This is a genomic window from Ferruginibacter profundus, from assembly GCF_054783275.1.
Window position 1 is genome coordinate 504,409 of record NZ_BAAGQW010000003.1, and the last position, 15,566, is coordinate 519,974.

Below are 15,566 nucleotides of genomic sequence, written 5' to 3' on the forward strand. Positions count from 1 at the left end.
ATTATGAAACGTATATTTCTATCTATATTATTACTTACCATTTTTTCCATTACTTCTTTTGCACAAAAAACATTAAAAGGCAAAGTGATTGAGGCCGCTACAGGCAATACACTTTCCGGCGCCACTATAACTTATGCCGGCAAGGCCATTGCTACCTCTGATAAAGAAGGGAGTTTTGCCATCGATTGCAGCAAAGCGTCTGCCATTGTGGTATCACATGTGGGTTTTGAATCCAGGAAAGTAGTTATTGTTAATTGCGATGATAACCTAACGATAAGCCTTATGCCTGGCGCAAGTACATTAGGCGAAGTAGAAGTGACTGCTACATCTAATCAAAACAAATCATTATTATATCAACCGGCAGCCATTACTAAACTTACTTCGGTGGAATTAAACCGTGGTACAGGTTTATTTTTAGATGATGCTTTACAAACCAATGTACCAGGTGTTACAATGAACAGAAGATCTGTATCTGGTGGTCAGCAATTAAACATACGGGGTTATGGCAATGGTTCAAGAGGTGCAAGAGGTGTGAGCAGTAATTTTGATGGGCAAGGCTATAAAGTATATTTAAATGGCATTCCCGTAACTGATGCGGAAGGTATTACCACTTTAGATGATATTGACTTTGGTTCAATTGGTAATGTAGAAGTTACCAAAGGCCCTGCGGGTGCATTATACGGTTTAGCTATTGCAGGTGCCGTAAATCTTAAAACAGTAAGGCCCGAAAAAGGCACTACTTCAATCGGCCAACAGGTATTATTAGGCAATTATGGTTTGCAACGTTATACCACTACTTTTCAAATGGGTGCCGATCGTTCATCGATTTTGATAAACTATGGTCATCAAAAATCTGACGGCTTTTCTATACACAATGAATCAAAAAAAGATTTTGTAAATTTTGCAGGTGATTTTACGCCGAATGAAAAACAGAACATTACCACCTACGCAGGTTATAGTAACAGTTACGATGAAAGGCTCGGCGAATTAACCATTGCACAATATGATGCCAACGATTATTCCGGCAATCCTGAATACATCAAAAGAAATGGCCACAGTAATGTAATTACTTTTCGTGCAGGCGTAGGGCATACTTATAATTTTAATAAGCATCTTGCTAACACCACTACGGTATTTGGAACAGGCTTTACCAGCAATGCAAGCAGTGCCGGTGGCTGGACGGATAAGAACACTATCAACTATGGTGTACGCAGCAGTTTTGATACAAAATTTGACCTGGCTGACGGTGTTAAGTTAAGTGGCATCACCGGTGTGGAAACACAAAGACAAGATGCACAGGTAATGGGTTACAGCATGAAAGCAGACCCCAACGATCCAACACCAACAGTTTATACTTATGGCACCAGCCCTTATTGGGTCATCAATGCAGGTACTTCTAATTTAGCCTCCGTAAGTAAAACAACTTCTTTATTTACCGAATGGACATTAGCATTACAACGTGATATCTCAATTACTGCAGGTGTTGGTTCAAGCAATATGAAAATCATCTTAAATGACCGCTTTAACCCTGCGCTAACTACAAGGCCTGCTACTTTTGAAAAAAATTATACCGGCATGGTTTCTCCGCACTTCGCTATCAATAAAGTTTTTAATAAAGTGTTTTCTGTTTATGCTTCTTATAGTAAAGCCTATAAAGCGCCTGTTAGTTCTTATTTCTACATTACAACCCCTGCAGTTACAACACCTGCAACTCCTGCAACAGGCAGGGTAAATGAAGTATTAAAACCAGAAATCGGCAACCAGTTTGAAGTGGGTACCAAAGGCCAGCTATTAGGTGATAAACTAACTTATGAAATAGCTTATTTTAACGCTGTTTTCTCTAATAAAATGACAGCTGTTTCTGTGGTATCACCAGCATCTCCAACTACAACTTTATATTCTTATGTTGTAAATGGTGGCAAACAAAAACATAATGGTGTGGAAGCATTGGTAAAATATACTGTTTACAAATCTGAGAAAGGTTTCTTCAACAGTATACGTCCGTTTGCAAACCTTACGTATTCTGATTTTAAATATGGCAACAACTTTACTATACAAAAAACAGTACTGGCTTCCGGCCTTGAAGATTACAGCAATAAAGAAGTTGCAGGCGTAGCTAAAATTGTAGCCAATATCGGCGTGGATGTTTTAATGAACTATGGTTTATATGCCAACGTTAATTACAATTACAAAGACAGAATGCCAATCACGTCTTTGAATGACCTTTATGCTACCAGTTATAATTTATTAAACGCAAAAATTGGTATTCAGCATAATCTGGGCAAACATTTCAAAGCAGATTTTTATGTTGGTGCAGCTAATCTTACCAACACCAAATATTATTTAATGGTGTTTGTAAACCAGATACCGGATGCCTATATCCCGGCTCCTGATACTGCTAATTTTTACGGTGGTGTTAATTTAAAATACAATTTCTAAAATAGTTACCAGGGGCAGTTTTGTAAAACTGCCCTTCTTTATAACACTTATAGTATGAAAAAAATTATTCCCTTTCTTATTTTTTCCATTACCCTATTTTCCTGTGGCAGGTTTGGTAATAAAGAAATTGATGGTAAAAAAGACCAGCGTATTGTTTGTTTATCCAAACAATTAACGGAGTATGTTTTTGCATTAGGCAAAGGCCATAATATTGTTGCCGTTGATTTAAGCAGTACTTACCCTGATAGTGCCAAATTATTGAAGACGGTTGGCTACCACAGGGCATTAGCACCCGAACCTATTATTGCTATGAATCCCGATCTTGTAATGCACAGCAATGATATAGGCCCCGAAAATGTATTGCCACAAATAACCAGGGCCGGGTTAAACATTAAAGCTTTCGGGGGCGCCAATACCATTGATAGTGCAAAATTATTGTTGAAAGAATTGGGTAAGTTTTTCGGCGTGGAAACAAAAGCAGATTCATTGGTTAAAGTACTTGATGCAGGCGTTGCTAAAGCCGCTGATACCTTAAAAGCTTTGGGCATTAAAGATTCTTTAAAAGTAATGATCATTCATTTTGGTTTGCGTAACAATAACTATTTTGTAATGAGCGGGAGAAATGGTGTGGGAGATAAAATGTTACGCCTGGCCGGCTGTACCCCTGCTACTTATAATGGTAAAGGTGCAAGAGAAATGAGCCCCGAAGCAGTTGCTTTGGCTAACCCGGATATTATTGTTGCCACCGATTTTGGTTACGACAGAATGGGCAGCATGGATAAATTTATTACCACTGTGCCAGGAGTTGCCCTGACCAATGCTGGAAAAAATAAACGCATTGTTCGTTTTGAAGAACATGACCTGATTTATTTTGGCCCTCGTACAGGCGATAACGTTATTAAATTGATCAGCTTACTACATACCACTGCCAGTGTTCCGACAAAATAAATATTTCTTCCCTTTTTTGATTGTTTTACTGGTTACAATATTGCTTTGCGCCATCGCATTTGGCGCAGTGGCAATATTGCCTTCCGATATGTTTTCAGCACTGCAGCATTTTTTCCGGGGCAAGGGCCCGGCCAATATTTATGAAGGTGTTTTTTTACAATTGCGTTTACCCAGGGTTTTATTATGCGCCATTACCGGTGCTATATTATCCGTTAGTGGTGTATTGATGCAAGGTTTATTCCGCAACCCCATCGTTGAACCCGGATTGGTAGGCACCAGTTCCGGCGCTGCTTTGGGCGCATCCATTGTATTTGTAATGGCACCACAATTCAGCCCGGCAATAAAATCACTGGCAGGGCCTTTGTTAATGCCGGTAGTGGCTTTTTTGGGTGCCCTGCTTGCCACTTACACAGTGTATTCACTTGCAAAGAATGCAAAACGTGTATCTGTTATGTCTCTATTGCTCGTTGGTATTGCTATCAATGCTGTTTGTTTAAGCGGTATGGGTTTTATGAGTTATATCGCAAGAGATGCACAGGCAAGAAGTATCACTTTCTGGAACCTGGGAAATTTTTCCGGCGCTACCTGGCAACAGGTATTGATAGTGGGTACTGTAGCCGCCATTATTTTTATCGTATCGCTACGTTATTCCAAACAATTGAACACTTTGCTATTGGGAGAAGAAGAAGCAATGTACCTGGGAGTTGAACCCGACAAACTGAAAAGAAGGATCATGCTGCTGAATACTGCCATGGTAGCCGTGGCAACAGCCTTTGTTGGTATCATCACTTTTATGGGATTGATTGTACCACATGTATTACGTTTGCTTATTGGCAGCGATAATAAAAGATTGCTCCCTGCCTCGATGTTGCTGGGTGCCATACTACTAACGTTGGCGGATATGTTCGGAAGATTGATTTTAGCGCCAGCCGAAGTTCCCATCGGCATCATCACTTCATTAGTGGGCGCTCCTGTTTTTATCTTACTACTAAAGAAATTTAATTTACAGCAGAAAGGAGGGTACAATGCTTAAAGCAAAAAACATATACTACAGCATTGGTGAAAAATCAATTCTGAATGATATTTCTGCCGAATTTCATCCCGGCGAATTTAATATGATACTGGGGCCAAACGGCTCCGGTAAATCTACTTTTTTAAAAATATTCAGTGGCGAGATCAATGGTTATAAAGGCTCGGTATCTTACAACAATAAAAATATCACTACTCAAAAAAAAGAAAGCCTTGCAACATACAGGGCAGTAATGAGCCAGCAACCCGAGCTTAATTTTCCTTTAATGGTAGATGAGGTTGTGATGATGGGCCGTTATCCGCACTTTAATTTTTCTCCCAATAAAAAAGACTTTGCCATCTGCGACGAAGTGATAGAACGGATGAATTTATCTTCTTTTAAAGAAAGAAATTATTTAACACTGAGTGGAGGTGAAAAGCAAAGAGTACAATTTGCACGTGTATTGGCACAAATATGGGAGCCACCACAGGAAGTCATCCGTTACCTTTTTTTGGACGAGCCCCTTGCCAGCCTGGATATCAATTACCAGCAGGAGTTTTTGCAAATAGCCCGGGAGTTTGCCCGAAAAGATACCGTACTGGTGGCAGTTATGCATGATATTAACCTGGCTACCCAATATGGCGACAACCTCTTTTTTTTAAAGCAAGGCAAATTAATTGCCCATGGCAGGCCCAGGGAGATCTTAAACCAGGCACTTATAAAAGTAGTATTCGGGGTAAACACCACAATAATAGAAAACCCCGTAACTAACACACCCTTAGTTATTTATACCTGATAACCATGGCACTAATACCATTCTTTTGCCTCTCTTGATTATTGCTTAACCCTCCGCCGCAGGGGCATGCTGCTGCAAATCCCATACTTACACCCAAAAGTTATGCCTGTTAAAGTTTAATTGTTTTAATAATAAAAGCAGCAATAGTTTACAATAAATTGTCTTAAATTTATAGGGTAAACCAAAGCACAAACAAATATGACGGAAGAGCTAATGCTAGCCGGATGTCTTAAAAATAATGCCTCAGCACAGGAGGCATTGTATAATCGTTTTAGCCCACGTATGCTTGGTGTGTGCTACCGTTTTGCCAAAAACCGGGAAGATGCTGAGGATATGCTCCAGGAAGGGTTTATAAAAGTATTTACCCAGATGCACCAATACAGGAATGAAGGCGCTTTGGAAGGATGGATCAGAAGGATCATTGTTCATACCTGTATCAACAACTTAAAAAAGAATAAAAAGTTCTCTGACAGTTTAGATATCATACATGCACACAGCGTGCACATTAATGAAGAAATGATACCTTCTATTATGCAGGCAAAGCAGGTGGTGGAATGTATCAGAATGTTGCCTTTGGGATACCGCACTGTGCTTAACCTTTATGCTATTGAAGGATTTCCGCATAAAGAAATTGCAGGCATGCTGGATATTGAAGAAAGTACAAGCCGTAGTCAGTACACCAGGGCAAAAGCTATGCTTGAAGAAATATTAATAAAGAAAAAGATTATTCAAAAACCAAAAGAAAGAACCAGGCTTTTTGTAGCTGGGGGACAAGGGTAAATTACAATTTGAAAAATTATTTTGTGAGTTACCAATAACTAATAGCTTTTTGTGAAAGATGGAAAGAAAATTTTACACGGACAATTTTGAGCAACTGTTAAAGGAGAAGTCAGACGAATTCAGGATGTATCCTTCTAAACGGGTTTGGCACAGCATTTACAACGATTTGCACCCGGGTCGAAAATGGCCTTCTGTGGCTGTAAGTATGGTTTTAATTATTGCTTTGCTCCTGACCGGTTACTGGAATAATAATTCCGCTTCAAAAACGCTTGCTTCAACTGCTTCTTCAAAAAATAATGCAATAGCTTTTACTGGTAATAACCCCACTAATACAACTGCAAACAATACCATTTCGCAATTAAATACTATTGTAAGTACTGATGGCAAGCCTGCAAATAATACTGTTGTAGAAAGTATTGCAGACTATAAAAATGCAGGCACTTTCAATCCGAATACCAACCTTGCTACAAAAAACAGCATAACTACTAAACAAGGTGGCGCTGCTAACAGCCAGCTTAAAGTACACAGCAATAATCCCGGCACATCTGCCACTACTTACAATGATGATGTTGCGTTACAGGCAAAAGCTGGTGCTGGTGAAAAAGCAGGCAATACCATCAAAGTTCAAATAGCAGCAGCTGATATTACTGCAGGTAATAACAATCAACAATTGAATGCTGCTGATGTTACAGCAAATACAAATTCAAAAGCTGGTATTGCATCGTTACAGCAAACCGACACCAAAGCAGCAGTAAGCGCTTCATTTAGCAACACAAAAACAGCTGCAACAGACGTTACTTCTTTTGCCGATCCTTTGCAGGCTGCTGAAAAAAGTAACTACACCGAAAGTAATGACGAGCCTGTAAACACCGTAAATAACATTATTGATAATAACCCGGGCAAAACTATTATTGCTGCAAACGAAAATAACAGCAACGAAAAAAATAGCACAGATAAAAAGGAAAGTAAAGAAGACAATACAGCAAAATCAAAACCTGATCTGGCTAAAAAAACTACCACCACTGAGGATAAAGCCTGGATGGAAGATTACGCATTTCACAATAAATCAAGGCGCAAAAAATGGCAGGACCGCACTACACTTGAATTTTATTTTACTCCAGGCGTTGTTTACCGTAGTTTAAGTAATGATCCTAAATATAATATCCCTGCAGCTTCACCGTCTTTTGCATCTTCAACTGTTGCTGATGCCAGCACTTCAGTAAATCAAAATCCGGGAGCAGGTTTTGAGGCAGGGTTGAGTATCAATTATTCTTTAGCTAAAAATTTACGCGTTAAAGCTGGTTTACAAGCTAATTATACCAGCTATGGTATCAATGCAAATGAAACCAATCACCCGGTTCTTACCACATTACTGTTACTGGACCCTAATTCCGGATATCCATATATGCATCCTGCAGCAAGCACATTATCCAACCTTCCGGGAGCACAGCATACAAAAGTTCATAATCAAACCTACCAGGTTTCTATTCCAATTGGCTTTGCTTTAAAACTTGCCGGCAACAGCAAACTGGAATGGTATGCCGGCGCTACTATACAGCCATCATTTGTTATTGGTGGTAAAGCCTATTTAATTTCTGCAGACAGGAAGAATTATGTAGCTGATCCTTCACTGATCCGCAAATGGAATTTAAACTCCGGTATTGAAACCTACATCAATTATAAACTGGATGGCTTTACATTTCAGGCCGGCCCTCAATTCCGCTACCAGTTATTATCTACTTATTATAACAAATACACCGTTAAAGAAAATCTGTATAACGTAGGCCTTAAAATCGGCATTATAAAGAATTTTTAAAATAGTATGGTTCTATAAAAAAGCAACAACCGGCGTTGTTGCTTTTTTATTTTAAAACCTTTCAATCTTAGCAATACTTTTAGAACAGCCATACTTTGTTTTACCACAGATTACGTTTAATTTTGAAACATGAGACTTTATCTATTTGCTGCAGTAATTATATTTTTAAATGCCTGTAATAACCATCCGGCGCCTGAAACAAAACCACCTGGCAGTGCCGTAGACAGTACTGCTGAAAAGCCAGACTTTTTTCCTGTCACTTCCTTTTTAAAAGGGCAGATGTATAATATTAACCAAAAGGGTTTAGCACCATTAAAGTACACTACTGTAAATAATACTACAGATTCTGTATTTGTAAAACTGGAGCAGTTAGATTCATTGATGACGGAGTTTTTGCATCCGGAAATTGATTCTTTAAATATGGTGCCGTTTTTTACAGAAACAAAATTTCTTGACCAGACAATTGACGCATTTACTTTTACCTACGACCCTAAAGCTAAATTGCCGGACTCCATCCATCTTAAACACTGGGATGTATATATTGACCCCAAAACCAGTGAAGTAAAAAGGGTGTATATGATAAAGGAATATGGCAGTGCTAAAACCCTGCAGTTAACCTGGCAAAGCAATCAATGGTGTAAAATAGTTACCCTTATCCATAAGCCCGACGGATCATCTGCAGTAGAAAAAGAAGAAAAAATTTCCTGGGATTATTAATCATGACACAACAAGAATTTGCTGAAATAGCTTCTACAATACCAACGCAGCCCGGCATATACAAATATTACGATGCGGCAAATGAATTATTATATGTTGGCAAAGCCAAGCACCTGCGCAAAAGAGTAAGCTCTTATTTTTCTAAAACTTTTACCAGTTATAAAACACACGAGCTGGTACAGCGCATCCACCATATTGAATTTACTATTGTAAACAGTGAACAGGACGCTTTTTTATTAGAGAATACACTCATCAAAGAGTTTCAGCCTAAATTTAATATTAACCTTAAAGACGATAAAAGTTATCCGTTTATTGTTATAAAAAAAGAACCCTTTCCCAGAGTATTTTTTACCAGAAGAAGGATCAATGACGGGTCTAAATACTTTGGCCCTTATACTTCTGTTGTTAAGGTAAAAGAGCTGTTGGATTTTATAAAACAAAATATATTACTCCGCACCTGTAAATTAAATTTAACTGACAATAATATTAAAAAAGGGAAATTTAAAGTGTGCCTGGAGTACCATCTCGGCAATTGCAAAGGGCCTTGCGAAGGCTTGCAAACCGAAGAGGATTATAATGAAGAACTGAATCAACTGGCCAATCTTTTAAAAGGTAATCTTTCTTCGGTTGTACAGCATTTTAAAAAAGAGATGAAAGACCATGCTGAAAAGATGGAGTTTGAAAAAGCTCAGATCTACCAGAAAAAAATAGAACACCTGCTGAGTTATCAATCCAAATCAACAGTAGTTAATACTTCTATTGGTAAGGTAGACGCTTTCTCTATTCTTGAAGATGGCAATATTGCCTACATTAATTACCTGGCGGTAAGCAATGGCGCTATTGTGCAAACAAAAACGATCATCCTGGAAAAAAAGCTGGAAGAAACCGCAGCAGAAGTGCTGGCTTTTGGCATTGCTCAATTACGCTCTACGTTTGGCAGCGATGCAACAGAACTCATTGTTCCTTTTGAAATTGATTATCCCGAAACAGACATAATCATCACCGTTCCTAAAGCCGGCGACAAGAAAAAGTTGTTGGAACTTTCGGAGAAGAATGTAAATTATTTTAAGGAAGACCTGCGGAAAAAGAAAATGCTGAACCTGGAAGAAAAAACAGCTGATGAGAAACTGGAAGTATTGCACCAGTTACAAAAAGATCTTCAATTAAAAAATATACCCATTCATATTGAATGTTTTGATAACTCCAATTTCCAGGGCAGTTATCCTGTTTCGGCAATGGTATGCTTTTTAAACGGGCAGCCGGCAAAAGCTGAATACAGAAGGTATAAAGTAAAAACAGTAACCGGCATCAATGATTTCGCCTCCATGAAAGAAGTGGTTTACAGGCGCTATAAACGACTTTTAGATGAAGGTAGATCGCTGCCTCAGCTTGTTATTATTGACGGCGGTAAAGGCCAGTTAAGTGCTGCAATGCAAAGCGTGCAGGAACTTGGCCTGCCAGCCTCTACCACGGTAGTTGGCCTTGCAAAAAATGAAGAGGAGATATTTTTTCCGGGAGACACACAATCAATAAAACTCCCCTGGGATAGCGAAAGCCTTAAATTAATAAGGCGCATCAGGGATGAAGTACATAACCATGGAATTACTTTTCACCGCAACCTGAGGAGCAAGGGCACTTTTAAAAATGAACTGGAGCAGGTAAAAGGCATCGGCGATGCTACAGTGGACCTGCTTTTAAAAGAATTCCGCTCTGTAAAAAATATAAAACTGGCAACCGTAGACGAGCTTGAAAAGATTATAGGAAAAGCAAAAACAAAAATACTTACTGATTATTTTAAGCAATCTTAGCTATATCGGGAGAGGATTAAAAAAACAAGGGGCTGGATAGAAATCCTGCCCCGTTTTAAAATCCAATATCCTATGAAAAACCGATACAAATATACAGACCGTTTGAATTACAAAAAATACCCTTTAAGTGGTATTTTTTAAAAGGTGGTTTTCATTTAGCAGCAGGCAAATTGTATTATAAAACAAAAACCCCCGTAAATACGGGGGTTTAAAAATATATTTTATAAAATATTAATAACTCCAGAGATCCTGTTCGTAATTAAATATTTTTTCTTTGATGTTTTCACCTTCCAGCAACTGCAGTATAGGTTGATCTGTTAAGCCGGGATAATATTTAATAAACCTGTCATAGGGATTATCAATTGTACTTTTCACAATACGTCCATAAAACATCCTGCTTTCAAATAATTCCTCCCAACTCATTCGGGCCCCAAAGTTTTTGCCATTATATACTTCGTATTTAGCAAATACTGGCCTCATATCAGGGTAGTAAACCCAAAACATTTCAGACTCCCCAAGATTTATACCTGCAGCCGTAATCACATTTTTTACAGGGGCAATACCCAGAATCCTCCAAAATAATCTTGAACTTTCCTTATCAAATATTACTTCTTCCTTAATTCTGAACTTATAGAACGAATCAAGGTTTACTTCAGGATTCATTGTCTTTTGTCCAATAACAACACCATTCGAATCTCTCACATCAACAACAATTGGTTCGCCTCCCACTGATTTAGCTACTTCCGCTTTAGTCATTGGTGTTGTAAACCTGTCGTCAATATTACTAAAAACTGTTACGGCACTATCTTGAATTGCTTGCAGCAAAATTGAAATAAACCGTTGGTTACCGTTATTTTCATCAGCAGAGTAACGGAATGGAAGGTTTAATTTTTCCCTTGTATCAATTTCTCTCCAGATTTTATGTCTGAATAAGGCATCGTCAGCACGTAAATTCTCATAAGGCAATGGAGTCCTGTCACGCAAGTTAGAAGTTTCCACAGCTTCATCCGGACGTAATGAAGGCAATACCTTTTTAATAGGTAAACTGTCGTTTACTACTATCGGTGCTGCAACAACTGCCGCCTTTGCTACAGTATCAGTTACCGGAGCAGTGGGCTTTATTTTTGCTTTAGTTTTACCCTTTGCAGTTTTGTTAGTAGATTGACGCTTCGTGCTATTTCTTGGCTTCGTCGTTTTCTTTTGAGCATCAGCAATACTAACGAATAATCCGAAACAGATTACCAGTAAAAGGTATTTAACAAGATATTTTTTCATAATCATTAAAATTAAAATACTATTAATATAGAGCAATAGACTTTCCTTCAATTACCCTTGAACCATCTGGACCAACAACTTTAATATTTTCAAAAGTAACCACAGAACCTGGACCACAACGGGTAATGTACTGGCGTAACCCTTCAATACTATTACTGGTTAATGCAAGTGGTCCAACAGGGCTTGGGAAATTAGCTCCGGAAAAATATACTGTTGCACCTGTAATACTGTACTTAGCTTCAAAATCAAAATTCTCAAGTTCTGCTCTGCAATAAGATTGTGTTTTAAATTCAACAGAAGGCATCCTTACTTTACCAGAACCTACTTTAAAAATAGGGTCAGGAATCCTTTTACAACGGAAATCAAATTTACTTGTTTTGCCGTCCGCAGAAACTGTAATACTCGCCATTCCCACAGCAGAAACTTTTACTGTTCTATTTGAACCACTACCGGAAATAGTACAGCCTGAAGGCGTAACCGTAGTTTTATCCCAACCAGATCCGGATGAAATTGTTACTGGGTTATCAACACCTATATAAAATACATTCATTTTGTCAAGCATAACTGCAGCCCCTCCTGGTACACCTACTGTATATTCGATGTCTTTTTCTAAATGATCTGTTGTTCCATCGGGTTTAGTGTATGCAATAGAAACATGTACCTTCTGATTTCCTGTTCCTGAAACATTAAATTTCTTTTCGGCAACACCTTTATCATTTAATGCAGTTGGTGTACCTCCTATAGTGATAACGGGTTTAGCAGCATCATTAAATGCACCAACGCCAGCTGTAACTGTCATTTCCTGGCCCGGCATTAAATAAGTTGAACTTGACGCAGCAATTGGCTCAAACTTATTAAAGATAAGCTTTACCGCACCAATCTGGTTGTGGCAATAGGTTACTACCTGATTTTCTGCATTCTTCACATTATTCTGAAATTTGCTCAGCATTGTTAATGCAGCAATTGTCGGTGTCATGTGAAAATAAGAAGCTGTAAAATCCTTTGCATGACCTTCCTGGCTTGGAGGAGGGGTAACATCTATTGGCAATGTTGTTTCAAATGCTTTTTTGATATCCGGGTCAAGGCCAAGTATGGCAGCTTTATAGGCTACTAATTTGGCTTCAAATTCTTTACCTTTTCCATTGGTTTCAAAAATACGGGTTGAAGCATCTAAACCATCCAGTTTGTAATCTTCTTCCATTTTGCCGTCTTTTTCCACCATTCTTAAACCAGAACCTTCTTTCAGCTCTTTTTTCAGTGCATCAATATAAGTAATTAACTCATCTGATGCTTTGTGTGCCTGATCTGCTAACGGCGCCCATTTTTTCGCCTTTTCAGCAGATTGAGGGTCGTTTAATTTTTCTGATAATGAAGTGTATATCGTTGCATTCGCTTTTGTGATATTTTCATTCGAAGTCGTCAAACTGTGATCCACAGTTCTAAACGCATTAATAACTTCGGCAGACACATTCAGTGCCAGGATAGCTGTCAATACCAGGTACATGATATTGATCATCTTTTGCCGGGGCTCTTTAGGTAAAGCCATAATATTATAAATTTACGGGTTGTTTAATTTAATATTTGTTTCCTTTTATTGGGGGTTGGGAGTTCAGAAGTTCAGGAGTTTAGAAGTTTAGTAACTTCCATACTGCAAAACTAAAAACTACAAACCGTAAACGTTATTATCTGCCCTGCATTGCGCTAAGCATACCACCGTATACTGAGTTCAATTTACCAAGGTTGGTAGCCAAAGCACCAATTTGTTCTTTTGCTTTAGTAGCATCTTCAACACTCGACATCATAGTTGCACTGGCTTCGTTCAGTTTACCATAGAAGTTGTTCAGAGATTTCAAGTGGTTATTAGCCTCTTTCAATTCTAATTCGTAAATGGTATTTAAAGAGCTTAAGTTTTTAGTAAGGCCTTGTACCTGCTCGTGGAAACCTTTTGCAGATTCAGATGCATTATTGAATGAAGCCATAGAATTAGCACTTGCAGTAAATGCAGCACTCATACTTCCGATAGCAACAGTAGCTTCTTTGGTTTTAGCACCAAAGTCGCTTGTATTTTTAACTACATCACTTACATCAGCGATGTTAGCAACAGTACCATGTAACTTATTAAAGCTTTCGCCTAATTTTTTCATGTTGGCAGGATTGATATCTGCATCCTGTAACATTTTATCCATAGATAACAGTGGATTGCTGCCGGCAACCGCAACTTCCGGAATGTCGTCGTCTTCTTCGTGATGTTTAGGTTTTATCCATTCAATAGCGGCATAAATTAAGAAGATAGCTGTTTCTGTCCACATACCTGTTGTAAGCATTACATCAGCATAAGATTTGTGGGTTAATTTTGCCCATGCAGCAAAAATGATTACTGCGGCACCCGCACTCACCAATACATCAATCACTGTTAAGAAGGTCCTTTTTTTGTACTTAGCCATGGCGTTTTAAATTTTAAAAGTTTTAACTGGGGGTTATTTTTTAGTTTGAATTATACAAAAGTTTATGATATGCCCGCAATATTTTGTATCACGGGCAGTCTCAATAATTTTTTAGTTTTGGAAATGCTTTATTTTTTGCCTTTCTTAGGTGCAGGCGGCAAGTCAATCACACAACGGAATCCAATGTAGGATTTAGCTGTATCCTGGTATTCGTAGCTACGGGTACCGCACCTTAATAATGCACCAACATCTTTCCAGCTGCCACCACGTAATACTTTACGTTTGTCACGAGGTTTGTCTGTATCTTTTGCGTTGTACCTGATATCCGGGTTTAAATCGTGTTGGAAGTTATAAGCACCTTCGTAATATAAAGAAGAGGTCCATTCTGCAACATTACCAGCCATGTTATACAAACCAAAATCATTTGGCCAGTAAGCATCAGCCCTAACCGTATATAGTCCGCCATCTTCAGGATAATTACCACGGCCTGGTTTAAAGTTAGCTAACAAACATCCTTTTTTATTTCTAAGATAGTATCCGCCCCATGGATAAGCTGCCTGGCTTCTGCCGCCACGTGCTGCATATTCCCATTGTGCTTCTGTTGGTAAACGGAAATCTGATTCTGCATTTCTTTTCTTTCCTTCCAGGAAAGCATTCAGGTAATGAGTTCTCCATTCGCAGAACGCTGTAGCCTGTTTCCAGTTTACACCTACTACAGGATAGTTTCCAAAAGCAGGGTGGCTGTAATATTGTTTAGCCATTGGCTCGTTGTAAGAGTAAGAGAAGTCTCTGATCCAGCAAAGTGTATCAGGATAGATACTTACTGGTTTTTTCATCATGAACTTAGACCTTGGAACAGTTGCATCCCTGTTTTGAGCTGCAGCTTTATAGTCGAAAGTTTCAGATTCGTATAAAATTTTAGTGGCGTCAATTTCTTTTTTGCCAAAGATGCGGTTATCAGGAGTAACGATCATGGCATCAATTTTTTCCAAAGTTGACTTGTCGCCCCATTTGATGGTTTTGATCCTTTTCCAGTCCAGGTAGGTATTACCATCTGAAGCCTGTTTTTCAAATCCCATTAAATGACCAGCTATAGAATCACGTACCCAGTTGGTAAACTGGCGGTATTCGTTATTGGTGATTTCGGTTGCATCCATCCAGAAGCCACTGATAGAAACCTGTTTGTTACGGGCTGTGTAAGCATAGCTCACATCCTCGTCACTTGGGCCCATATGAAAGGTACCTGGATTAATGTAAACCATTCCGGGAGGTTTTGGCAAACTCCACCTTGCTGCCGGAGCAACACCGTGTAACTGTCCATCGTTGGGAAGCGACCCGCCGGATTTGTTCTTTCCGCCAAGCATTTTACAGCTTGTAGAAGTAGATGCGATAGCGACAACTGCTACCATGTAGAACAACTTGTTCTTCATTGTTTTTAACTTTGAGGGTGATAAGCAAATGTAACGATTATTTTGATTTAACGTCATTTTGTGAATTTTTACCGGATTAAATTTTTTGAAAAATATGATCCCCA

Annotated in this window: 12 protein-coding genes; 8 read left to right on the top strand and 4 right to left on the bottom strand. The window is 38.7% G+C overall.

From position 1 onward, the window contains the following. Positions 1 to 3 precede the first annotated feature (3 nt). The 8 genes from ACYVM0_RS21960 to uvrC all read left to right on the top strand — a co-directional run bounded on the left by ACYVM0_RS21960 (position 4) and on the right by uvrC (position 10,313). The gene (locus ACYVM0_RS21960) at positions 4 to 2,439 is read left to right on the top strand and encodes a TonB-dependent receptor (RefSeq protein ID WP_460560715.1); all 2,436 of its coding nucleotides are present in this window, start codon (positions 4 to 6) and stop codon (positions 2,437 to 2,439) included. A gap of 54 nt (positions 2,440 to 2,493) precedes the next feature. Beyond that, positions 2,494 to 3,387: a heme/hemin ABC transporter substrate-binding protein gene (locus ACYVM0_RS21965; protein ID WP_460560717.1), complete on the top strand. Its 894-nt coding sequence runs from the start codon at positions 2,494 to 2,496 to the stop codon at positions 3,385 to 3,387. Positions 3,388 to 3,403: 16 nt separating this feature from the next. Then, the gene (locus tag ACYVM0_RS21970; RefSeq protein ID WP_460560719.1) at positions 3,404 to 4,420 is read left to right on the top strand and encodes a FecCD family ABC transporter permease; all 1,017 of its coding nucleotides are present in this window, start codon (positions 3,404 to 3,406) and stop codon (positions 4,418 to 4,420) included. Next, positions 4,413 to 5,192 carry a heme ABC transporter ATP-binding protein gene (locus ACYVM0_RS21975; protein ID WP_460560721.1) on the top strand — a complete coding sequence of 260 codons (780 nt, stop codon included), beginning with the start codon at positions 4,413 to 4,415 and terminating at the stop codon, positions 5,190 to 5,192. Before ACYVM0_RS21970 ends, ACYVM0_RS21975 begins: the two co-directional genes overlap by 8 nt. Before the next feature lie 198 nt (positions 5,193 to 5,390). Continuing rightward, positions 5,391 to 5,972: an RNA polymerase sigma factor gene (locus ACYVM0_RS21980; RefSeq protein ID WP_430987701.1), complete on the top strand. Its 582-nt coding sequence runs from the start codon at positions 5,391 to 5,393 to the stop codon at positions 5,970 to 5,972. Between the two features lie 58 nt (positions 5,973 to 6,030). After that, on the top strand, positions 6,031 to 7,788 hold the full coding sequence (locus ACYVM0_RS21985) for an outer membrane beta-barrel protein (protein WP_460560723.1): 1,758 nt from the start codon (positions 6,031 to 6,033) through the stop codon (positions 7,786 to 7,788). Positions 7,789 to 7,917: 129 nt separating this feature from the next. Next, complete coding sequence (locus tag ACYVM0_RS21990) at positions 7,918 to 8,505, top strand: hypothetical protein (RefSeq protein ID WP_460560724.1); 588 nt, start codon at positions 7,918 to 7,920, stop codon at positions 8,503 to 8,505. 2 nt (positions 8,506 to 8,507) lie between these two features. Next, on the top strand, positions 8,508 to 10,313 hold the full coding sequence (gene uvrC, locus ACYVM0_RS21995; protein ID WP_460560726.1) for an excinuclease ABC subunit UvrC: 1,806 nt from the start codon (positions 8,508 to 8,510) through the stop codon (positions 10,311 to 10,313). 231 nt (positions 10,314 to 10,544) lie between these two features. Here uvrC and porN read toward each other — a convergent pair whose 3' ends face one another. The 4 genes from porN to porK form a co-directional block, all read right to left on the bottom strand. Beyond that, entirely contained in the window at positions 10,545 to 11,588 is a 1,044-nt protein-coding gene (porN, locus tag ACYVM0_RS22000) for a type IX secretion system ring subunit PorN/GldN (RefSeq protein WP_460560728.1), read from the bottom strand. Between the two features lie 22 nt (positions 11,589 to 11,610). Next, positions 11,611 to 13,134 (bottom strand): type IX secretion system motor protein PorM/GldM, encoded by a 1,524-nt coding sequence (porM, locus tag ACYVM0_RS22005; protein WP_460560729.1) that lies wholly within the window; start codon positions 13,132 to 13,134, stop codon positions 11,611 to 11,613. A 136-nt stretch (positions 13,135 to 13,270) separates the two neighbouring features. Beyond that, positions 13,271 to 14,032 (bottom strand): type IX secretion system motor protein PorL/GldL, encoded by a 762-nt coding sequence (gene porL, locus ACYVM0_RS22010; protein WP_430987707.1) that lies wholly within the window; start codon positions 14,030 to 14,032, stop codon positions 13,271 to 13,273. Positions 14,033 to 14,160: 128 nt separating this feature from the next. Continuing rightward, the gene (porK, locus tag ACYVM0_RS22015; RefSeq protein ID WP_460560731.1) at positions 14,161 to 15,462 is read right to left on the bottom strand and encodes a T9SS ring complex lipoprotein PorK/GldK; all 1,302 of its coding nucleotides are present in this window, start codon (positions 15,460 to 15,462) and stop codon (positions 14,161 to 14,163) included. Between the last annotated feature and the right edge of the window lie 104 nt (positions 15,463 to 15,566).